22 protein-coding genes are annotated in these 20,762 nt (G+C 68.1%); 14 read left to right on the top strand and 8 right to left on the bottom strand.

What is annotated here, in order from left to right; all coding sequences use genetic code 11:
• Positions 1-23: 23 nt before the first annotated feature.
• From HHL11_RS29825 to HHL11_RS29805, 5 genes are read left to right on the top strand one after another with little or no spacing between them, the layout of a single operon-like run.
• Positions 24-1,238 (top strand): type II secretion system F family protein, encoded by a 1,215-nt coding sequence (locus HHL11_RS29825; protein ID WP_169422234.1) that lies wholly within the window; start codon positions 24-26, stop codon positions 1,236-1,238.
• Positions 1,238-2,104: a prepilin peptidase gene (locus tag HHL11_RS29820; protein WP_169422233.1), complete on the top strand. Its 867-nt coding sequence runs from the start codon at positions 1,238-1,240 to the stop codon at positions 2,102-2,104. Before HHL11_RS29825 ends, HHL11_RS29820 begins: the two co-directional genes overlap by 1 nt.
• Positions 2,105-2,114: 10 nt before the next feature.
• On the top strand, positions 2,115-2,717 hold the full coding sequence (gene coaE / locus HHL11_RS29815; RefSeq protein ID WP_169422232.1) for a dephospho-CoA kinase: 603 nt from the start codon (positions 2,115-2,117) through the stop codon (positions 2,715-2,717).
• Positions 2,718-2,757: 40 nt separating this feature from the next.
• The gene (gene zapD / locus HHL11_RS29810) at positions 2,758-3,510 is read left to right on the top strand and encodes a cell division protein ZapD (RefSeq protein ID WP_169422231.1); all 753 of its coding nucleotides are present in this window, start codon (positions 2,758-2,760) and stop codon (positions 3,508-3,510) included.
• Entirely contained in the window at positions 3,510-3,716 is a 207-nt protein-coding gene (locus HHL11_RS29805) for a DNA gyrase inhibitor YacG (protein WP_169422230.1), read from the top strand. The genes zapD and HHL11_RS29805 overlap by 1 nt, the downstream gene beginning before the upstream one ends.
• A 7-nt stretch (positions 3,717-3,723) precedes the next feature.
• On the opposite strand, the gene HHL11_RS29800 is transcribed toward HHL11_RS29805, so the two are convergent.
• The 5 genes from HHL11_RS29800 to HHL11_RS29780 are packed head-to-tail and all read right to left on the bottom strand — an operon-like array spanning position 3,724 to position 7,579.
• Complete coding sequence (locus HHL11_RS29800) at positions 3,724-4,197, bottom strand: NUDIX domain-containing protein (RefSeq protein ID WP_169422229.1); 474 nt, start codon at positions 4,195-4,197, stop codon at positions 3,724-3,726.
• On the bottom strand, positions 4,194-5,066 hold the full coding sequence (locus HHL11_RS29795) for an ATP-binding protein (protein WP_169422228.1): 873 nt from the start codon (positions 5,064-5,066) through the stop codon (positions 4,194-4,196). The genes HHL11_RS29800 and HHL11_RS29795 overlap by 4 nt, the downstream gene beginning before the upstream one ends.
• Positions 5,063-6,289: a bifunctional glutamate N-acetyltransferase/amino-acid acetyltransferase ArgJ gene (gene argJ, locus HHL11_RS29790; RefSeq protein WP_169422227.1), complete on the bottom strand. Its 1,227-nt coding sequence runs from the start codon at positions 6,287-6,289 to the stop codon at positions 5,063-5,065. The genes HHL11_RS29795 and argJ overlap by 4 nt, the downstream gene beginning before the upstream one ends.
• A gap of 23 nt (positions 6,290-6,312) precedes the next feature.
• A complete protein-coding gene (locus HHL11_RS29785; protein WP_169422226.1) occupies positions 6,313-6,759 on the bottom strand; it encodes a rhodanese-like domain-containing protein in 447 nt (148 codons plus the stop codon).
• A 34-nt stretch (positions 6,760-6,793) separates the two neighbouring features.
• Positions 6,794-7,579, bottom strand: coding sequence for a fumarylacetoacetate hydrolase family protein (locus HHL11_RS29780; RefSeq protein ID WP_169422225.1), 786 nt, complete (start codon positions 7,577-7,579; stop codon positions 6,794-6,796).
• Positions 7,580-7,722: 143 nt separating this feature from the next.
• Between HHL11_RS29780 and HHL11_RS29775 the strand changes: the two genes are divergently transcribed.
• The 8 genes from HHL11_RS29775 to HHL11_RS29740 all read left to right on the top strand — a co-directional run bounded on the left by HHL11_RS29775 (position 7,723) and on the right by HHL11_RS29740 (position 16,319).
• Positions 7,723-8,835, top strand: a complete 1,113-nt coding sequence (locus HHL11_RS29775; RefSeq protein WP_169422224.1) for a TRAP transporter substrate-binding protein — start codon at positions 7,723-7,725, stop codon at positions 8,833-8,835.
• Between the two features lie 73 nt (positions 8,836-8,908).
• Entirely contained in the window at positions 8,909-9,562 is a 654-nt protein-coding gene (locus HHL11_RS29770; RefSeq protein WP_169422223.1) for a TRAP transporter small permease subunit, read from the top strand.
• The gene (locus HHL11_RS29765; RefSeq protein WP_169422222.1) at positions 9,559-11,538 is read left to right on the top strand and encodes a TRAP transporter large permease; all 1,980 of its coding nucleotides are present in this window, start codon (positions 9,559-9,561) and stop codon (positions 11,536-11,538) included. Before HHL11_RS29770 ends, HHL11_RS29765 begins: the two co-directional genes overlap by 4 nt.
• A gap of 116 nt (positions 11,539-11,654) precedes the next feature.
• Positions 11,655-12,431, top strand: a complete 777-nt coding sequence (locus HHL11_RS29760; protein WP_169422221.1) for an ABC transporter ATP-binding protein — start codon at positions 11,655-11,657, stop codon at positions 12,429-12,431.
• A gap of 1 nt (position 12,432) precedes the next feature.
• The gene (locus HHL11_RS29755; protein WP_169422220.1) at positions 12,433-13,140 is read left to right on the top strand and encodes an ABC transporter ATP-binding protein; all 708 of its coding nucleotides are present in this window, start codon (positions 12,433-12,435) and stop codon (positions 13,138-13,140) included.
• 28 nt (positions 13,141-13,168) lie between these two features.
• The gene (locus HHL11_RS29750) at positions 13,169-14,371 is read left to right on the top strand and encodes an ABC transporter substrate-binding protein (RefSeq protein WP_169422219.1); all 1,203 of its coding nucleotides are present in this window, start codon (positions 13,169-13,171) and stop codon (positions 14,369-14,371) included.
• 45 nt (positions 14,372-14,416) lie between these two features.
• Positions 14,417-15,301, top strand: a complete 885-nt coding sequence (locus HHL11_RS29745; RefSeq protein ID WP_169422218.1) for a branched-chain amino acid ABC transporter permease — start codon at positions 14,417-14,419, stop codon at positions 15,299-15,301.
• Between the two features lies 1 nt (position 15,302).
• On the top strand, positions 15,303-16,319 hold the full coding sequence (locus HHL11_RS29740; protein ID WP_169422217.1) for a branched-chain amino acid ABC transporter permease: 1,017 nt from the start codon (positions 15,303-15,305) through the stop codon (positions 16,317-16,319).
• A gap of 1 nt (position 16,320) precedes the next feature.
• Here HHL11_RS29740 and HHL11_RS29735 read toward each other — a convergent pair whose 3' ends face one another.
• Entirely contained in the window at positions 16,321-17,757 is a 1,437-nt protein-coding gene (locus HHL11_RS29735) for an MBL fold metallo-hydrolase (RefSeq protein ID WP_169422216.1), read from the bottom strand.
• A gap of 113 nt (positions 17,758-17,870) precedes the next feature.
• Here HHL11_RS29735 and HHL11_RS29730 point away from each other — a divergent pair, with 113 nt between their 5' ends.
• The gene (locus HHL11_RS29730; RefSeq protein WP_169422215.1) at positions 17,871-18,641 is read left to right on the top strand and encodes an SDR family oxidoreductase; all 771 of its coding nucleotides are present in this window, start codon (positions 17,871-17,873) and stop codon (positions 18,639-18,641) included.
• Between the two features lie 45 nt (positions 18,642-18,686).
• Here the strand turns inward: HHL11_RS29730 and HHL11_RS29725 are convergent, their stop codons facing one another.
• Positions 18,687-19,583, bottom strand: coding sequence for a carbohydrate kinase family protein (locus tag HHL11_RS29725; RefSeq protein WP_169422214.1), 897 nt, complete (start codon positions 19,581-19,583; stop codon positions 18,687-18,689).
• A 23-nt stretch (positions 19,584-19,606) separates the two neighbouring features.
• On the bottom strand, positions 19,607-20,743 hold the full coding sequence (locus HHL11_RS29720; RefSeq protein WP_169422213.1) for a DUF3426 domain-containing protein: 1,137 nt from the start codon (positions 20,741-20,743) through the stop codon (positions 19,607-19,609).
• Between the last annotated feature and the right edge of the window lie 19 nt (positions 20,744-20,762).

Below are 20,762 nucleotides of genomic sequence, written 5' to 3'. Positions count from 1 at the left end.
AGAGAGTCGTAAGAGGAGCCCCCATGGCTACGGCAACAACGAAGATCACCGAGTTCGTTTTCGAATGGGAAGGTCGGGATCGCAACGGCAAGCAGGTGCGCGGCGAGACGCGCGCCGCGGGCGAGAACCAGGTCATGTCGTCCCTGCGCAGGCAGGGCGTGACGCCGTCCAAGATCAAGAAGCGCCGCATGCGCTCCGGCAAGAAGATCAAGCCGAAGGACATCGCGATCTTCACCCGGCAGCTGGCGACCATGATGAAGGCCGGCGTGCCGCTGCTGCAGGCCTTCGACATCGTGGGCCGCGGCAACGCCAACGCCAGCGTCACCAAGCTGCTGAACGACGTCCGCACCGACGTCGAGACCGGCACGTCGCTGTCGGCGGCGTTCCGCAAGTACCCGCTGTACTTCGACAGCCTGTACTGCAACCTGGTGGAAGCCGGTGAAGCGGCCGGTATCCTGGAAAGCCTGCTGGACCGCCTGGCCACCTACATGGAAAAGACCGAGGCGATCAAGTCCAAGATCAAGTCGGCGCTGATGTACCCGATCTCGGTGGTCGTGGTGGCCTTCGTCGTGGTGTCCGTGATCATGATCTTCGTGATCCCGGCGTTCAAGGAGGTGTTCAGCTCCTTCGGCGCCGACCTGCCCGCGCCCACGCTGTTCGTGATCGCCCTGTCCGAGTTCTTCGTGAAGTGGTGGTGGCTGATCTTCGGCGGCCTGGGTGGCGGCCTGTACTTCTTCATGCAGGCCTGGAGGCGCAACGAGAAGATGCAGGCCTTCATGGACCGCCTGATGCTCAAGCTGCCGGTGTTCGGCGACCTGGTCTACAAGTCGGTCATTGCCCGCTGGACCCGCACGCTGGCCACCATGTTCGCCGCCGGCGTGCCGCTGGTGGAAGCGCTGGACTCCGTGGGCGGCGCCTCCGGGAATTCCGTGTACGCCACCGCCACGGCGCGGATCCAGCAGGAGGTGTCCACCGGCACCAGCCTGACCGCGGCGATGTCCAACGCCAACGTGTTCCCGTCGATGGTGCTGCAGATGTGCGCGATCGGCGAGGAATCCGGCTCCATCGACCACATGCTGGGCAAGGCGGCCGACTTCTACGAAGCGGAAGTGGACGACATGGTGGCCGGCCTCTCGAGCCTGATGGAGCCGATCATCATCGTGTTCCTGGGCGGCCTGATCGGCGGCATCGTGGTGTCGATGTACCTGCCTATCTTCAAGCTGGGTTCGGTGGTCTGATGCTGGATGGTTTCGTGCTCGACGCCGCGCTGGCCGGCGTCTTCGGCCTGCTCGTGGGGAGCTTCCTCAACGTCGTCATCTACCGCTTCCCCAAGATGCTGGAGCGGCAATGGGCCGCGGAAGCCGCGGACTTCACCGGCCAGCCGGTCGCCGAGACCGACACCTTCAACCTGGTGACGCCGCGCTCGCGCTGCCGCCAGTGCGGCCACCAGATCCGCTGGTACGAGAACATCCCGGTGCTGAGCTACCTGGTGCTGCGCGGCAAGTGCTCGCAATGCGGCACCAGGATCGGCATGCGCTACCCGGTCGTGGAGCTGGTGACGGCTGCCCTGTTCGCGCTGTGCGGCTGGCGCTTCGGCTTCACGCTGCACGCGGCGGCCTGGGCGGCCTTCGCGGCGCTGCTGATCTGCCAGTTCCTGATCGACTTCGACACCCAGATCCTGCCCGACGACCTCAACTACACGCTGCTGTGGCTGGGCCTGCTCGCTTCGGCGGTGGGCTTCACCGGCGTGGCGCTGGTTTCGGCGGTGTGGGGCGCTGCGCTGGGCTACCTGGTGTTCTGGGTGATCTTCCAGCTGTTCAAGCTGGCCACCGGCAAGGAAGGCATGGGCTACGGCGACTTCAAGCTGCTGGCCGCGCTGGGGGCCTGGTTCGGAGCGGAATACCTGCTGGCCATCGTGCTGCTGTCCTCCATCGTCGGCGCCGTGCTCGGCATCGTGCTGCTGGTCGTGGGCAAGATCGCCAACAAGGACATCCCCATGCCCTTCGGCCCCTACCTGGCCGGCGCCGGCATGCTGTGCTTCGTGCTGGGCCCGGCGGCGGTGCCGGACCTGCTGCCCTTCGCCTTCCCCTTCGGCTCGCACTGAGGAAGAAAGCATGGCCGTCCGCATCGGCCTGACCGGTGGCATCGGTAGCGGCAAGAGCACGGTGCTCGCCATGCTGCAGGAACGCGGGGCCGTGCCCGTCGACGCGGACGCGATCTCGCGCGCCACCACGGCCTCGGGCGGGCTGGCGATCCCGGCGATTCGCGTGCAGTTCGGCCCGGAGTTCGTCACCGCCGACGGCGCGCTGGACCGCGAACGCATGCGCGAACGCGCCTATGCGCAGCCCGAAGCGCGCCGGCAGCTCGAGGCCATCATCCATCCGCTGGTGGGCCAGGAGATCGAGCGCCAGGTCGGGAACGCGCTGGCCGCAGGCGCGGCCTGCATCGTGTTCGACATCCCCCTGCTGGTGGAATCCGGCCGCTGGCGCGCGCAGTTGGACCGCGTGCTGGTGGTCGACTGCGAGCCGGAGACCCAGGTGAGGCGGGTGGTCGCCCGCAGCGCCCTGGCGCCGGAGCAGGTGCGCGCCATCATCGCCGCCCAGGCGCCGCGCGCGCTGCGGCTGGCCGCGGCCGACCTCGTTGTTTGCAACGAAGGGTTGTCCCTGGCGGCATTGCGAAGCGAAGTGGAACAGGCGGCACGATCCTTCGGGCTATGATGGCGCCTGCCGCCGCCAGCCCCAAGCGCACCGCCCGAGCGTGATCCTCTACGAATACCCTTTCAACGAACGCATCCGGACCTACCTGCGGTTGGAACACCTGTTCCGCCGCCTGGGCGAGCTGATTCCCCGCAGCCACCCGCTGGACCACCATTTCGCGCTGTCCACCATCTTCGAGGTGATGGACGTCGCCGCGCGCGCCGACCTGAAGTCCGACACGATGAAGGACCTCGAGCGGCAGAAGGGCATGCTCAATGCCTATCGCGGCAACCCGGGCGTGTCCGAGGCGGTGCTGGACGAGATCATCGCCCGCATCGACCGCTGCTTCGGCGCCCTGAACAGCACCCCGGGCAAGGCCGGCCATCCGCTCACCGAGAACGAGTGGCTCATGAGCATCCGCAGCCGCGCCAGCATCCCGGGGGGCACCTGCGAATTCGACCTGCCTGGCTACTACGCCTGGCAGCACCATTCCGCCGAGGAACGGCGCGCCGACCTCGAGCGCTGGGCTTCCACCCTGGGGCCGACCGCCGAAGCCCTGCACCTGCTGCTGAAGCTGCTGCGCGATACCGGCATGCCGCAGAAGGTGATCGCCACCGGCGGCCAGTTGCAGCAGAACCTGCCGCAGGGCCGCACCTTCCAGTTGCTGCGCCTGCGCATCGACCCGGCCCTGGGCCTGGTGCCGGAAATCAGCGGCAACCGCTTGATCGCCTCGGTGCGCCTGATGCGGCAGGACAGCGAGCGCATGGTGCCCAGCACCGACAGCGTCCCCTTCGAGCTGACGCTCTGCGCTTGATGGCCACCCGTAGCGCGAAGCCCCGTCTCGTGCGCTGCCCCGCCTGCAGCGGCGACAGCGTGTACGCGCCCAGCAATCCCTTCCGCCCCTTCTGCAGCGAGCGCTGCAAGAACATGGACCTGGGCGCGTGGGCCAGCGAGAGTTTTCGCATGCCCGACGAGACGCCGCCGGACGACCTGCCCTTCGGGGATCCGAAGGAACAATAGTTCCGGGTCAGGAGTGCGTCGGCCCTTCGAAGCCGCGTTCCTCGGCGAACCACTGAAGCACCGGCACCGTCCCCGGCAACACGGGCTGCACCGTCACCGGCAACTGCTGCCACGCGTACTGCTGCCCCTCGTGCATGTGCAGTTCGCCGGTCCACTCGTAGACCTTGCAGAAGTTCAGGCGCACGAGCGCATGCGGATAGTCGACGCGCTCGACTTTCCACGGATGCACGGCGCCAATGGTGACGCCGATCTCCTCGATCAGCTCGCGCCGCAGCGCCTGTTCCACCGTCTCGCCGGCTTCCACTTTGCCGCCGGGATATTCCCAGTAGCCCTCGTACACCTTGCCCGCGGGACGCGAGGTGAGCAGAAAGGCACCGTCCGCTCGAATGAGTACGCCGACCGCGACCTCGACCTCCTTGCGATCCGGGCCGCCTTCACGCGGACGATCACCGTGGGCGACGAGCACCGGCTTCCCGGTCATGCGTGATGCCGTCCGGCGTAGTCACGCGCGAACTGGTAGGCCACGCGGCCGCTGCGCGAGGCGCGCTCCAGCGCCCACACCAGCGCTTCGGGCCGCGCCGCTTCGATCTCCGCCGCTGGCACGCCGAAGTGCGCCAGCCAGGTCGCGCAGATGTGCAGGTATTCGTCCTGGCTGAAGGGATAGAAGCTCACCCACAGGCCGAAGCGCTCGGACAGCGAGATCTTCTCTTCCACCACCTCGCCCGGATGCACCTCGCCGTCGTCGGTGTGCTTGTAGGTGAGGTTTTCCTTCATGTACTCCGGCAGCAGGTGGCGCCGGTTGCTGGTGGCGTAGATCAGCACGTTGGGCGTGGCCGCGGCCACCGAGCCGTCCAGGATGGATTTCAGCGCCTTGTAGCCCGGCTCGCCCTCCTCGAAGCTCAGGTCGTCGCAGAAGACCATGAACTTCTCGGGCCGGCTGGAGACGATGTCGATGACGTCCGGCAGGTCCACCATGTCGGCCTTGTCGATCTCGATCAGGCGCAGGCCCTGCTTCGCATACTCGTTGAGGCAGGCCTTCACCAGCGAAGACTTGCCGGTGCCGCGCGCGCCGGTCAGCAGCACGTTGTTGGCCGGGTGGCCCTGCACGAACTGCAGCGTGTTGCGCTGGATCTTCTCCTTCTGCGGCTCGATCTCCTTCAGGTCGTCCAGCGCGATGCTGGCGACGTGGCGCACCGGTTCCAGCACGCCATGGCCGCTCGCGCGCTTGCGATAGCGCCAGGCGATGGACTCGTTCCAGTCGGGGGCGGACAGCGGTTGCGGCAGGACCGCTTCGAGGCGATCGAGCAGTGTCATGGCGCGCGCGATCAGCGTGTCGAACTTGTCGGTCATGAACGGTAGTCGGCGTTGATGCTCACGTAGTCGTGGCTGAAGTCGCAGGTCCACACCTGGTCGGCGGCATTGCCGCGGCCCAGGACGACGCGCACGGTAATCTCGCTCTGCTTCATCACGCGCTGGCCGTCTTCCTCGCGGTAGGACGGGTTGCGGCCGCCGCCGACGGCCACGTGCACGTCGTCGAGGTAGAGGTCGATCTTCGTCTGGTCCAGGTCGGTGATGCCGGCGTAGCCGACCGCCGCCAGGATGCGGCCCAGGTTGGGGTCGCTGGCGAAGAAGGCGGTCTTCACCAGCGGCGAGTGCGCGATGGCGTACGCGACCTGGCGGCATTCGGCGCCGGTCTTGCCGCCCTCGACGCGGACCGTGATGAACTTGGTCGCGCCCTCGCCGTCGCGCACGATGGCTTGCGCCAGCAGGCGCGCCACTTCCAGCATCGCGCCCTTCAGCGCCTGGCCTGCCGGCGTGTCCAGCGAAGTGATCTTCGCGTGCTTCGCCTTGTTGCTGGCGATGACAATGAAGGAGTCGTTGGTGGAGGTGTCGCCGTCGACCGTGGCGCGGTTGAACGAACCTTCCGCCAGTTCGAAGGCCAGCGCCGGCAGCAGCCTGGCGTCGACCTGGGCATCGGTGGCCAGGAAACCCAGCATGGTCGCCATGTTGGGCCGGATCATGCCGGCGCCCTTGCTGATGCCGGTGACGGTGACGGTCACGCCGTCCACCTGCACCTGGCGGCTGAAGGCCTTGGCGATGGTGTCGGTGGTCATGATGCCTTCGGCGGCCCGCAGCCAGTGCTGCGGCTGGGCGTCGTCGATGGCGGCCGGCAAGCCCTTCTCGATGCGGTCCACCGGCAGCGGTTCCATGATCACGCCGGTGGAGAACGGCAGCACCTGTTCCGGCGCCAGGTTCAGCAGGCGCGCGGCGGCGATGCAGGTCTGGCGAGCGCGCACCAGGCCGTCCTCGCCGGTGCCGGCATTGGCGTTGCCGGTGTTGATGACGAGCGCGCGGATGTCGCCGCTGGCCAGGTGCTCGCGGCACACCTGCACCGGGGCGGCGCAGAAGCGGTTCTGGGTGAAGACGCCACCGACCGAAGCGCCCGGCTCCAGCAGGAACACGGTGAGGTCCTTGCGGTTGGCCTTGCGGACGTTCGCCTCGGCGACGCCGATGGAGACGCCGGGCACGGGGTGCAGCGAGGCCGCGCTGGGCGCGCTCAGGTTGACTGCCATGGGTTCGCTTTCAGGAGAGGAGTTCAGTTCTGCCGCCAGGGCAGGCCGCGCAGGCGCCAGCCGCCCTTGCGGTTGCGGTGGCCTTCTTCGTCGGTGTCGCCTTCGAAGCCTTCGAGGATGTTGTAGGCCTCGAAACCGGCCTGGGCGGCGGCCTTGGCCGCGGCGATGGAGCGGACGCCGCTGCGGCACAGCAGCACCACTTTCTTGCCGGCCGGGACGGCGGCGCGCAGGTGCTCGCCGTAGGCGGCGTCGACCTGCATGCCGGGCCATTGCTTCCAGGCCAGCGGCACGGCGCCGGGGACGAAGCCGACCCATTCGCGTTCGGCATCGGTGCGCACGTCCACCAGGACGGCGTCGCCGGCCTGCCACCATCGGCAGGCCAGTTCGGGAGTGACATCACCCGCGTAGCCGTCGGCCGGGCGTACCTGGTCGCGGCCCGCGGCCGGGGAGGAGGAGGCGGGAGCGTTCATGCCGGCGATTATCCGGCACGCGCCTCCCGCGGTTTCAGACGATTCGGACGCTGAGGTTGGGCAGGCCGTCGATGTGCATTTCGATCAGGTCGCCGCGCACCACCGGGCCCACGTTCTCCGGCGTGCCGGAATAGATGATGTCGCCGGGATACAGCTCGTTGGCTTCCGACAGCTTGGCGATCTGCTCGGCCACCGACCAGATCATCTGGTCGAGGTTGGCGCTCTGCTTGGTGGCGCCGTTCACCTTGAGCCAGATGGCGCCCTTGGTGAAGTGGCCGATCTCCGCGACGCGGTGCACCGGGCCCATGGGCGCCGAGTGGTCGAAGCTCTTGCCGATCTCCCAGGGCTTCTTCTCGTCGCCCATGGCGCGCTGCAGGTCGCGCCGCGTCATGTCCAGGCCCAGGGTGTAGCCGTAGACGTGCTCGAGCGCGCTCGCCACCGGGATGTTCCGGCCGCCGCGGCCGATGAAGGCCACCAGCTCCGCTTCGTAGTGGTAGTTCTTGGTCAGGCTCGGATACGGGTGGTCGGCCACCGTGCCCGTGGCCACGAACTGGATCGCATCCGTCGGCTTCTGGAAGAAGAAGGGCGGCTCGCGGTTGGGATCGGAGCCCATCTCGCGCGCATGGGCGGCGTAGTTGCGCCCGATGCAGTAGATGCGGCGCACCGGGTAGACCTCGTCGCTGCCCACGATGGGCACCGTGGTGGTGCTCACGGCGAAGGGCGTGCGCGCGCCGCTGGCGGCATTGCCCACCGAGGCGCAGCCCGCCAGCCCGGTGGCCGCGGCCGCGGCCGTGCCCGAGAAGAAATTCCGGCGATCCATCCTGTCTCCTTTTGCGTCTTGTTCGTTGCCGGCCGGCGCCATTCGTCAGGTGCCGGTCAGCCTCCGTGTAAACCCCATCACTGGTGTCCAGGGGTCCGAATCAAAGATAGCTTGCTAACGATTCCAACGCAAGGAGACAAAAGATGACCGAGAGCAAGAGCACTCGGCGCCGCAGCCTGCTCAAGGGAGCAGCGGTCGCCGCTGGCGCGATGTCGGCGCCCATGGTTTCCGTCGCGCAGACGACGTCGTTCCGGTTCCAGAGCACCTGGCCGGCCAAGGACATCTTCCACGAGTTCGCCCAGGACTTCGCGAAGAAGGTGAACGACATGGCCGGCAGCCGGCTGAAGATCGAGGTGCTGCCCGCCGGCGCCGTGGTGCCCGCCTTCCAGCTGCTGGAGGCGGTGAACAAGGGCACCCTCGACGGCGGCCACGGCGTGGTCGCCTACCACTACGGCAAGAACTCCGCGCTCGCGCTCTGGGGTTCGGGCCCGGCCTTCGGCATGAACCCCAACATGGTGCTGGCCTGGCACTACTACGGCGGCGGCAAGGCGCTGCTGGAGGAGATCTACAAGTCCATCAACATGGACGTCGTCTCCTACCTCTATGGCCCGATGCAGACGCAGCCCCTGGGCTGGTTCAAGAAGCCGATCTCCAACATCTCCCAGATGAAGGGCCTGAAGTACCGCACGGTGGGCCTGGCGGTGGACATGTTCACCGAGCTGGGCGCCGCGGTGAACCCGTTGCCTGGCGGCGACATCGTGCCGGCGCTGGACCGCGGGCTGATCGAGGCGGCGGAGTTCAACAACGCCTCCTCCGACCGGGCGCTGGGCTTCCCGGACGTGGCCAAGAACTGCATGCTGCAAAGCTTCCACCAGAGCGGCGAACAGTTCGAAGTGCTGTTCAACAAGGCCAAGTACAACACCTTGCCGCAGGAGGTGAAGCACATCGTCGATTACGCCGTGCAGGCCGCCTCGGCGGACTTCAGCTGGAAGTCGATCGACCGCAACTCGCAGGACTACATCGAGCTCAAGACCAAGGACCGCGTCGCCTTCTACAAGACGCCGGACTCCATCCTGAAGGCGCAGCTCGATGCCTGGGACAAGGTGGTCGCCAAGAAGTCGGGCGAGAACCCGTTCTTCAAGAAGGTGCTCGACTCGCAGCGCGAGTTCGCCAAGCGCGCCGGCCAGTGGAACTTCGACTACGAGGTGAACTTCCGCGTCGCCTACGACCGCTATTTCGGCACCAAGAAGGCCTGAGCGTTTTCCGCGCCGTAGCGAGGGGCTAGGGGCCGGGATCCCCTGGCCCCTTTTTTGAAGCAACGCATACAACATGACCATCGCCAAACTGCTGCACGCCACCGAGTCGGCGAGCACCTGGGTCGGCAAGGCCTTCGCCTGGCTGATCGTCGCGCTCATGCTGCTCGTCGTGGTGGAGGTGTTCAAGCGCTACCTGCTGAACATGCCCACGGCCTGGGTGTTCGACGTGAGCAACATGATGTACGGCACCCTGTTCATGATGTCCGGCGCCTACGCGCTGGCGCAGGACGCCCACGTGCGCGGCGACTTCCTGTACGGCAGCATGAAGCCGCGCAAGCAGGCCTTCCTGGACCTGGTGCTGTTCGTGCTGTTCTTCCTGCCCGGCATCCTGGCCCTGACCTGGGCGGGCTGGGTCTACGCCGGCGACGCGCTGCGCATCCACGAGACCACGTTCAACGCGGTGCCGCTGCCGATCTACCCCTTCAAGTTCATCATCCCCCTGGCCGGCGCCACGGTGCTGGTGCAAGGGGTGTCCGAGATGGTCCGCTGCGTCCTCTGCCTGAAGACCGGCGAATGGACGCCACGGCTGGACGACGCGCAGGAAATCGACGTCGTCGAACAGCAGCTCCAAGGCAGCACCTACGTGGACGAACAGGCGAAGCAGGACGCCATCGCCCGGGCCAAGTCCATCGACGAAGCGGCGCGCCAGCGCATGGAGCAGGAATGAACGCGCTCTTCACCGCCGTCAGCAACGAGGCGCTGGGCCTGACGATGCTCGCGCTGATCGTCGTCGTCATCATGCTCGGCTTCCCCACGGCGTTCACGCTCATGGGCCTGGGCATCATGTTCGGCTGGGTCGCCTTCTACGACCCCGCCGTCCACTTCTGGGACAACCGCATCTTCGACCTGATGGTGCAGCGCGCCTTCGGGGCGATGAACAACGACACGCTGATCTCCATCCCGCTGTTCGTGCTCATGGGCTACGTCATGGAACGCGGCGCCCTGGTGGACAAGATGTTCTACAGCGTGCAACTCGCCTTCCGCCGCGTGCCCGGCTCGCTGGCGGTCACCACGCTGATCATCTGCACCTTCTGGGGCATCGCCTCCGGCCTGGTGGGCGCGGTGGTGGTGCTGATGGGCGTCATCGCCATGCGGCCGATGCTCAACGCCGGCTACGACGTGAAGCTCGCCTCCGGCGTCATCACCGCCGGCGGCACGCTGGGCATCCTGATCCCGCCCTCGGTGATGATCATCGTGTACGCCGCGGTCACGGGCCAGTCGGTGGTGAAGCTGTATGCGGCGGCGATGTTCCCGGGCTTCTTCCTCGCCTTGCTGTACCTGGTGTACGTGGTCGGCTGGGTGCTGATCAACCCGAAGATCGCCCCGCGGCTGCCGCCGGAGCAGATGAAGGTGGCTATCCCCGAGTGGCTGGGGCACCTGTCCACCGCCTATTCGCGCCGCATGCTGCCGGCGCTGTTTGCCGCCCTCGTCGCCCCGCGCAAGGCCCTGGCCGTGCCGGCCGGCGGCGCCGTCAGCGTCGCGCCCAGCCTGGGTGCGGGGCAGCTGCTGCGCGGTCTGGGCATCGCCAGCGTCCCGCTGCTGCTGGCGGTGGTCACCATGGGCACGACCTGGTGGTACGTGGTGATCCATTCGCAGCAGGACGACAACCCGGCCATCAGCGCGCCCGCGGCCCGGCAAGCAGACGCGCCGGCCCCGCCGCCGGGCGCCGGCGGACTGCAGGAGCCGCCCGGCTCGGACACGGCGGCGCCTCCCTCCTCGACCGCCCTGGCCGAACCGCCGGGCGCGGAACAGGCGCCCGCCGCCTCGGGCGGCCTGCAGGAGCCCCCAGGCGCCGACAGCGCCGCGGCCAGCCCGCCCTCTTCCGGCGACACGCTCAAGCGGCTGGACGAGCCCCAGGCCGAGGCGAGCCACGCCGCCGTGCCGGTGGAGTTCTACATCGGCTTCTGGCTCATCACCGCGGCGCTCGCGCTGGTGCTGGCCTGGTACTACTGGCAGTTCGACGCCGAGCAGTTCGAGATCCTGCGCATGCTGACCTCGTCGGTGATGCCGCTGGGCATCCTCACCTTCGTGGTGCTGGCGGTCATCCTGTTCGGCATCACCACCGCCACCGAGTCGGCCGGGGTGGGCGCCGCGGGCGCCTTCCTCATGGCCTGGCAGGCGAAGACGCTGACCTGGCAGCGCACCAAGGAGGCGGTGTTCCTCACCGCCAAGACCACCGCCATGGTGTGCTGGCTGTTCATCGGCTCGGCCATCTTCTCCGCCGTGTTCGCCATCCTGGGCGGCCAGGGCCTGGTGGAGCACTGGGTGCTCAGCCTGAACATGACGCCGATCCAGTTCATGCTGCTGTCGCAGGCCATCATCTTCGTGCTGGGCTGGCCGCTGGAGTGGACCGAGATCATCGTGATCTTCGTGCCCATCTTCCTGCCGCTGCTGCAGCACTTCCACATCGACCCGATGCTGTGGGGCGTGCTGGTGTTCGTGAACCTGCAGGCAGCCTTCCTGTCGCCGCCGGTGGCCATGTCGGCCTTCTACCTGAAGGGCGTCTCGCCGCCCCACGTGACGATCAACCAGATCTTCGCGGGGATGATGCCCTACATGATCATCGTGATCATCTGCATGGTCTTCATGTACATCTGGCCCGGCATGACTCTTTGGCTGCCGAACTACCTGTACGGGAACTAGCGGCGAGTCAGCATCCTGACAGCCGGAATCCGCCGGACCTAGGGCTTACCCCCTTTCTGCGCTGCAGCAGCGACAGCACCATTCCGCCCCAGCACGCGCACCGCGGAAGGAAAGCCTTGTCGTCCACCGAAACCATCCTGGAAACCCAGGGCCTCACCAAGGAGTTCAAGGGCTTCGTGGCGGTGAACAAGGTGGATTTGAAGGTGCGCCGGGGCGACATCCATGCGCTGATCGGCCCCAATGGCGCCGGCAAGACCACCTTCTTCAACCTGCTGACGAAGTTCCTGCCGCCCACCCGCGGCACCATTACCTACCGCGGGACGGACATCACCAGCGAAAGGCCGGCGCAGACCGCCCGCCGCGGCATCGTCCGCTCCTTCCAGATCTCGGCCGTGTTCCCGCACCTGACCGCGCTGGAGAACGTGCGCGCCGCCCTGCAGCGCGGCCTGGGCACCTCCTTCCACTTCTGGAAGCCGGAAAGCTCGCTCTATCCCCTGCACGAGCGCGCCATGGAACTGCTGGAAGCCGTGGACCTGCAGGCCTTCGCCCACGAGCACACCGTCAACCTGCCCTATGGCCGCAAGCGCGCCCTGGAACTGGCCACCACGATGGCGCTGGAGCCGGAGCTGATGCTGCTGGACGAACCGACCCAGGGCATGGGCCACGAGGACGTCCACCGCGTGACCGAACTGATCAAGAAGGTCTCGGCTGGCCGCACCATCCTGATGGTCGAGCACAACATGAACGTCGTGTCCTCCATCGCCGACCGCATCACGGTGCTGCAGCGCGGCGCCGTCATCGCCGACGGCCCGTATGCCGAGGTCTCGAAGAACCCGCAGGTGATCGAGGCCTACATGGGCAGCGCCGACACCGAACTGCAGGGAGCCCACTGACATGGCCGGCACCGAGATGCTGCGCATAGCCGACCTGCACGCCTGGTACGGCGAATCGCACGTGCTGCACGGCGTGAACCTCACCGTGAACGAGGGCGAGGTGGTGTCGATCCTCGGGCGCAACGGCGCCGGGCGCACGACCACCATGCGCGCCATCGTCGGCCTCACCGGCCGCCGCACCGGCTCCATCCGCATCCGCGGCCAGGAGGCGATCAACCTGCCCCCGCATCGCGTGGCGAAGCTGGGCGTGGGCTACTGCCCGGAAGAGCGCGGCATCTTCGCCAGCCTGTCGGCCGAGGAGAACCTGCTGCTGCCTCCGGCCATCGCCGACGGCGGCATGGGCGTGGCCGAGATCTACGACATGTTTCCCAACCTGAAGGAGCGCGCCGCCAGCCCGGGCACGCGGCTTTCGGGTGGCGAGCAGCAGATGCTGGCAGTGGCGCGCATCCTGCGCACCGGCGCGCGCCTGCTGCTGCTGGACGAGATTTCCGAAGGCCTGGCGCCGGTCATCGTGCAGAAGCTGGCCGAGACCATCCGCACGCTGAAAGCCAAGGGCTTCACGGTGGTGCTGGTGGAGCAGAACTTCCGCTTCGCCGCGCCGCTGGCCGACCGCTTCTACGTGATGGAGCACGGGCGGATCGTCAAGGAGTTCACCCAGTCCGAACTGGGCGCGAACATGGGCATGCTGCAGGAATACCTGGGCGTCTGACAACACTTTCAAGAAGGAGAGAAGTGCTATGAAACTCAAGACCATCGTGGCCGCCCTGGCCGTGGGCTTCGCCGCCGGCGGCGCTTTCGCGCAGGCCCAGACCGGCCCGGTTCGCATCGGTTTCATCACCGACATGTCCAGCCTGTACGCCGACATCGACGGCCCCGCCGGCGCCGAGATGATCAAGTGGGCGATCGAGGACTTCGGCGGCAAGGTGCTGAACCGCCCGATCGAGTTCCTCTCCGCCGACCACCAGAACAAGGCCGACGTCGCCGCCTCCAAGGCGCGCGAGTGGATCGACAACCAGAACCTGGCCATGCTGGTGGGTGGCACCAGCTCCGGCACCGCGCTGGCCATGGCCGGCGTGACCAAGGAAAAGCACCGCCCGTACATCTCCATCGGCGCCGGCTCCGCCCGGCTGACCAACGAGGACTGCTCGCCCTACACCGTGCACTACGCCTACGACACCGTGGCCCTGGCCAAGGTGGGCGCCGGCGCGCTGGTGAAGGCCGGCGCCAAGAAGTGGTACTTCCTGACCGCCGACTACGCCTTCGGCCAGTCGCTGGAAGCCGACGCGAGCAAGGTGGTCAAGGAGAACGGCGGCACGGTGGTGGGCTCGGTGAAGCACCCGCTGAACGCCTCCGACTTCTCGTCCTTCCTGCTGCAGGCGCAGGGCTCCAAGGCCGACATCCTGGCCCTGGCCAACGCCGGCGGCGACACCATCAACGCGATGAAGGCGGCCAAGGAATTCGGCATCACCAAGTCGATGAAGGTGGCCGGCCTGCTGGTGTTCATCAACGACGTGCACTCCATCGGCGTGGCCAACGCGGAAGGCCTGCAGCTGGCCGACAGCTGGTACTGGAACCAGGACGACGAGTCGCGCAAGTTCGCCAAGCGCTTCTTCGAGAAGTACAAGCGCATGCCGTCCTCGCTGCAGGCGGCCGACTACTCCGCGGTCACGAACTACCTGAAGGCGGTGCAAAAGCTGGGCACCACCGACGCCGACAAGGTGATGGCCGAACTGAAGTCGATGAAGTACAACGACTTCTACCAGAAGAACGGCCAGGTCCGCGCCGACGGCCGGATGATGCACGAGATGTACCTGTTCCAGGTGAAGAGCGCGAAGGACTCCAACACGCCGTGGGACTACTACAAGCTCGTGGCCAAGGTGCCGGCCGAACAGGCCTTCACCACGGTGGCCGAGTCGAAGTGCTCGCTGCTGAAGAAGTAAGCTGACAAGGCCGGGGCGCCCGCGCCCCGGCCGCCCACCCCGCTCATGGAAATCTTCGGAATCCCCCTCCAGGCCTTCCTCGGCCAGCTGATGCTGGGCCTGGTCAACGGCGCCTTCTACGCCATGCTCAGCCTGGGCCTGGCGGTGATCTTCGGGCTGCTGGATATCGTGAACTTCGCGCACGGCGCCCTCTACATGGTGGGCGCCTTCGTCGCGTGGATCCTGATGGACAAGTGGGGCATCAGCTACTGGTGGGCGCTGCTGCTGGCGCCGCTGGCGGTGGGCATCCTCGGCGCCCTCATCGAGCGGCTGTTCCTCAAGCGCCTGTACGGCCTCGACCCGCTGTACGGCCTGCTCCTCACTTTCGGCCTGGCGCTGATCCTGGAAGGCGTCTTCCGCAAGCAGTACGGCGTGTCCGGCCAGGCCTATCCGGTGCCCGACCTGCTGTCCGGCGCCAGCAACCTCGGCTTCATGATCCTGCCCAACTACCGGGCCTGGGTCGTGGTCGCTTCGATCGCCGTGTGCCTCGCGACCTGGTTCCTGATCGAGCGCACGCGCCTGGGCGCCTACCTGCGCGCCGGCACCGAGAACGCGAAGCTGGTGCAGGCCTTCGGCGTCAACGTGCCGCTGATGGTGACGCTCACCTACGGCGCCGGCGCCGCGCTGGCGGGCCTCGCCGGCGTGCTGGCCGCGCCGATCATCCAGGTGACGCCGCTCATGGGCTCCAACCTGATCATCGTGGTGTTCGCCGTCGTCGTGATCGGCGGCATGGGCTCCATCATGGGTTCCGTCATCACCGGCCTGCTGCTCGGTGTCGTGGAAGGCTTCACCCGCGTGTTCTACCCCGAGGCCTCCAACATCGTCGTCTTCGTGATCATGGCGATCGTCCTGATGGTGCGACCCGCCGGCCTGTTCGGCAAGGAGGCCTGACATGTCCACGCCCTCCACCTCCGTCGCCGGAGACCTGGAACTGGGTGCGCCGCAGGCGCCCGCGCAGGCATCCACGGGCATCGGCAAGGCCGCGCGCTACACCTACCTCGCGCTGCTGGTGCTGGCCCTGCTGGCCCCGGCGATCGGCCTGTACCCGGTGTTCGTGATGAAGCTGCTGTGCTTCGCGCTGTTCGCCTGCGCCTTCAACCTGCTGCTCGGTTTCACCGGCCTGCTGTCCTTCGGCCATGCCGCCTTCTTCGGCTTCTCGGCCTACGTCACCGGCTGGCTGGTCAAGCAGCAGGGCTGGACGCCGGAACTCGGCCTCGCGGCCGGCGCCGCCGCCGGCGCCGTGCTCGGGCTGGTGTTCGGGCTGGTGGCGATCCGCCGCCAGGGCATCTACTTCGCGATGATCACGCTGGCGCTGTCGCAAATGGTGTTCTTCCTCTGCCTGCAGGCGCCCTTCACCGGCGGCGAGGACGGCCTGCAGGGTGTCGAGCGCGGCAAGCTGTTCGGCCTGCTCCCGCTGGGCGACGACCGCGTCATGTACTACCTGGTGCTCGCCATCTTCGTGGGCTGCTTCCTGGGCATCCTGCGGGTGGTCACCTCGCCCTTCGGCCAGGTGCTGAAGATGATCCGCGAGAACGAGCCGCGCGCCATCTCGCTCGGCTACGAGGTGGACCGCTACAAGCTGCTCGCCTTCGTGCTGTCGGCCTCGCTCGCGGGCCTCGCCGGCTCGCTGAAAACGCTGGTGATGAAGTTCGCGACGCTGACCGACGTGCACTGGTCGATGTCCGGCGAAGTGATCCTGATGAGCCTGCTGGGCGGCGTCGGCACCTTCTTCGGCCCGGTCGTGGGCGCCGGCGTGGTGATCTCGCTGCAGGACATGCTGGCCGACAAGGTCGGCGAGTGGGTCACCGTGATCATCGGCGTGATCTTCGTCGTCTGCGTGCTGGCCTTCCGCAAGGGCATCGTGGGCGAGCTGCTGGCCTGGCGCGAGCGCCGCAACACGAAGAAGTGATTCAGCGGCCGGCGGCTGCGCGCAACTCCGCGTAGCTCGCCACCCGCCCGTGCAGCGGCAGGATGCGGTCGACATCCAGCTTCAGCCGCTCGATGTTCTCCACCAGGTTCACGTTCAGCACGTTCGGCCGCGCCGGCGGCGGCGCGTTCGGCGGGCCCGGTGTCCAGGCATCGGCTTCCACCAGCAGGCGTTCGCGCGGCAGCCACGCCATCATGAAGGCCTGCGCATGCGGGCTGCCTTCGATCGTGAACACCTGCAAGGTGCGCTGGCCGTCGCTGAAGGTGCGCTGGCCGGCGACGCCGGTGAAGTTCGCTCGCCGCCCCGACTGCCCCAGCGCATCGGGATGCACCGTGTTCGCCTGCGCGAACGCCCGCTCGAACCAGGGCCGCGCCTGCTCGTGGACCACCAGCGTCGCGCCTGCAGCAGCCGCGGCGCGCAGCCCTCCTGCATGGTCGAAGTGGTGGTGCGAATCCAGCACGTAGCGCACCTCCTTGCCGGGCGCCAGCTGCTTCGCGGCCGCCAGCACGGCCTGCGCGCGGCCGTCGTACAGCGGGCTTTCGACCAGCAGCAGGTGGTCGGCGAATTCCACCAGCACGCTGTTGTGCGAGCCGCCGCCCAGGAACCAGACGCCGTCGGCGACCTTCTGCACCTCGACCCGGTCCGCGAAGTTCATGCCCGGCGGCACCTCGATCGCCAGCGGCGGATTGGCCTGCACCTCGGTGATGGCCAGGTCCAGCACCTCGCCACCACCCTGGCGCTGCTGGATGCGGCTGGGGAAGCGCACGCCGGCCCAGTCGCGCCAGCCGCTGTAGAACGTGGTCACCGCCGTGTCGCCCGTCACCGGATTCGGCACGACCGAGTCGATCCGCTGCACCAGGCCGTCCGTGATCCACAGCTTCGCCTTGAAGCGGCCCGGCTCCTCGAACTCCACGACCGACGCGCCGCCTTCGTCGCGCAAGGTGGCGGGCCGGCGCAGCGCCGCCTTCACCGCGCCGTGCGGCGTGGTCCAGAGGTCGTGGATGCGCGCGTCCAGCGCCACCGGCGCCGGCGCCGGCTGGTTGTTGGCGACGTTCCAGGCCTGCTCGCCGCGCAGCCAGGCGGAGGTGCGCTGCTCGCCCGTCCCCAGCGGCGGCAGCGCGCCACCGCCGGTGGGCTCGGCGCGCGTGCGCACCGAATCCTCGCGCAGCGCCGCATTGCCGTAGTCGACCCAGCGCGTGTAGGAAGGGATGGTGATGCGCGGCCAGTCGCCGCCCGGCAGGTAGGCCTGGCCGTAGGTGGCGCCGGTGCCGCTGCCGGCGTAGCGCAGCGTCCTCAACTGCGCGCCGCCCATGGTGGCGTCGGCCTGCTGCAGGATCGCGCCCGCATTCGGCGAGCGCGCGGCGCAGCCGGCCAGCAGCAGGGCCGCCGCTGCGAGGGAAACGAAGCCATGGCGCAACATCGTGATCGCCTCCTTGCGTGCGGCGGATGGTAGCGGCGCGCTTCCATGCTGTCATGCAGGTGATTGGCTCCCCGAACCCTCGGCGCTATCGTGCGCGGCACAAGGAGCAGACCATGAACGACCTCTTCTCGCTGCAAGGCCGGGTGGCGCTGGTAACCGGCGGCTCGCGCGGCATCGGCCGCATGATCGCGGCAGGCTACCTGCGCCAGGGCGCGCGCGTCTACATCTCGGCGCGCAAGGCGCAAGCCTGCGACGCGACGGCGCGCGAGCTGTCCGCGCTGGGCACCTGCATCTCGCTGCCCGCCGACGTGTCCGGCATGGAAGGCGTGCAGGCGCTGGCCGCGGAGATCGAGAAGCGCGAGCCGCACCTCGACATCCTCGTCAACAACGCCGGCGCTGCCTGGGGCGAGAGCTTCGACAGCTTCCCGGAAAAGGGCTGGGACAAGGTGGTGGACCTGAACATGAAGACGCCCTTCTTCCTGACCCAGGCGCTGCACGGAGCGCTGAAGCGCGCGGCAAGGCCGGAGCGGCCGGCCAAGGTGATCAACATCGCCTCGATCGACGGCATCTCCGTCAACATGTGGGAGACCTACTCGTACAGCGCCAGCAAGGCGGGCCTGATCCACCTGACCAGGCGCATGGCGCTGCGGCTGGCGCAGGACCACATCGTGATGAGCGCGATCGCGCCCGGGCCCTTCGCCTCCGAGATGAACAAGGAAGCGCGCGACCACGGCGAGGAGGTCGCGAAGCACGTGCCCGCCGGGCGCATCGGCAACGACGACGACATGGCAGGCGCGGCGATCTTCCTGGCATCGCGGGCCGGGGACTACGTGCTGGGCGAGACGCTCGTCGTGGACGGCGGCGTCACGCACGCACGGCGGTGAGGGTTGAGCGTTTGGCGTTGGGCGTGGACGCTCAACGCTCAACGCTCAACGCCGGACCCCCTCAAGCGAATAGTTCTGCGGCCCCCTGCTCGCGATCTTGATCGCGCCGACCTGGTTGCCCAGCGCCGCGCACTTCGCCAGCGACCAGCCCTGCTCCAGGCCGAACAGCAGCGCGCCGCGCCAGGCGTCGCCGCAGCCCGTGGGGTCCACCACCGCGGCGGCCTGCACCGGCGGCACGTGGGTCTTCTCGCCGTTGATCCACACCTCGCAGCCCTCGCCGCCCAGCGTGACCACCAGGCCCTGCGTGCGCTTCGAGATCTCGGCGCTGCTCCAGCCGGTGCGCTCGCTGAGCATCTTGCCTTCGTAGTCGTTCACGGTGACCCAGGTCGACTGCTCGATGAAGCGCGCCAGCTCGGGACCGTCGAACATCGGCAGGCCCTGGCCCGGGTCGAACACGAAGGGGATGCCGGCCGCCTTGAACTGCGCCGCGTGCTGCAGCATGGCTTCGCGGCCGTCCGGCGAGATCATGCCCAGCTTGATGTCGCTGCGCGGCGTGACCTGCACCTCGTGCGCGTTCATCATCGCGCCCGGGTGGAAGGCCGTGATCTGGTTGTTGTCGCGGTCGGTCATGATCATGGCCTGCGCGGTGTAGGTGCCCTGCACCTGGCGCACGAAGTCCGTGCTGATCCCCAGTTGCTGCAGGCGCACCAGGTAGTCGGTGCCGTCGTTGCCCACCGCGCCCATGGGCAGCGGCTCGCCGCCCAGCAGCTTCAGGCTGTAGGCGATGTTGCCGGCGCAGCCGCCGAAGTCGCGCCGCAGCGAGGGCACCAGGAAGGACACGTTGAGGATGTGCAGCTGGTCCGGCAGGATCTGCTCGGCGAAGCGGCCTTCGAAGGTCATGATGGTGTCGAAGGCAAGGGATCCGCAGATGACTGCTGCCATGGCGTCTTTCGAAAGAGGAAGTTTCAGGGATAGAAGGCCAGCAGGCGGTAGCCGGCGACCCGGCTGCCCCCGCTGGTGTTGACCACGATGCCCACCGCGCCGCTCCAGTCGGAGCCGGCGGCGATGGCGGCGTCGCGCGCGCCCAGGTCCGCGGGCGCCAGCACGCGGCGCAGCAGCGGCTGGTCCTGCGCGTCGGTGAGCGTGAGCTCCAGCGAAGGCATGGCCACGTCCGTGCGGGCGGTGTTGCGCAGCGCGAAGCTGAGCTTGTAGGTGTCGTTGCGCAGCCGGTTGAAGCCGGAACTGTCGATCACCACCGATTCGATCTGCCGCGGCGGGCCCAGCGTGCAGTGCAGCCGTTCGCACATGAGGCCCAGCGCGGGCCGCAGCTGCGGCTGCAGCAGCGCGAGCCGGTCGCGCTCCTGCCAGGCGTATTGCAGCGCCAGCAGGGCGGCCAGCGCAAGCAGCAGCAGGGTGAGGAACACGCGCACCAGCGGGCGCTTCCAGAAGGCCTTGCGGCGCGCGTGCCGCACGAAGGAGACCTCCCGCAGCGCCGTGGCTTCGGCCTCCTCGTCGTCTTCCGAGGGCAGGCGGCTGTCCATGTGCGGGCCGGAGGGCGGATAGACCGAGGGCCCGGCGTCGCTTTCCAGCAGGTCGGAGCGGCGGAACACGAAAGGCTCGTCCAGCTCGGTGGGTTCGGGCGCCTGGCTGTCCAGGGGGAAGTCGCGCGAGGGCCGTGCCGAGCCGGCCAGCGTCGCCAGCGGCATGGGCCGCGAACGCGGGCCCGCAGCCGATGCGACGGGCTCGGGGGCGGTGACCGGGGCCGGCGGCGGCACGGTCGCCGCGGGCGGTGGCGCCAGCGGCACCGGGCTGCTTGCAAAGCCGGGGGTCGGGCCGGACAGGCTGGCGGGCTGGCTGAGGCCGGCCGTGCCCGTGGCCTCCCACGCGCGAATGGCGTCGTCCAGGGCCGGCGGCTGCGGCGGCAGGGCGGGCGCAGCCGGGCCCGGCGCGTCGGGCGCCACCACTTCCTCGGCGAGGTTGGCCGTGGCGTCGAACACCTCGGAGCAATGGCCGCAGCGCACCCAGCCTTCGGAAATCTTCAGCTGGTCGGGCACGACGCGGAAAGTCGTGCCGCAGGCGGGACAGCTGGTGGTCAGGCTCATGAGCCCGGGATTGTAGGGT

Origin of the sequence: Ramlibacter agri (assembly GCF_012927085.1) — a bacterium.
GTDB lineage: Bacteria > Pseudomonadota > Gammaproteobacteria > Burkholderiales > Burkholderiaceae_C > Ramlibacter > Ramlibacter agri.
This window is presented reverse-complemented; position numbering and strand designations above follow the sequence as displayed.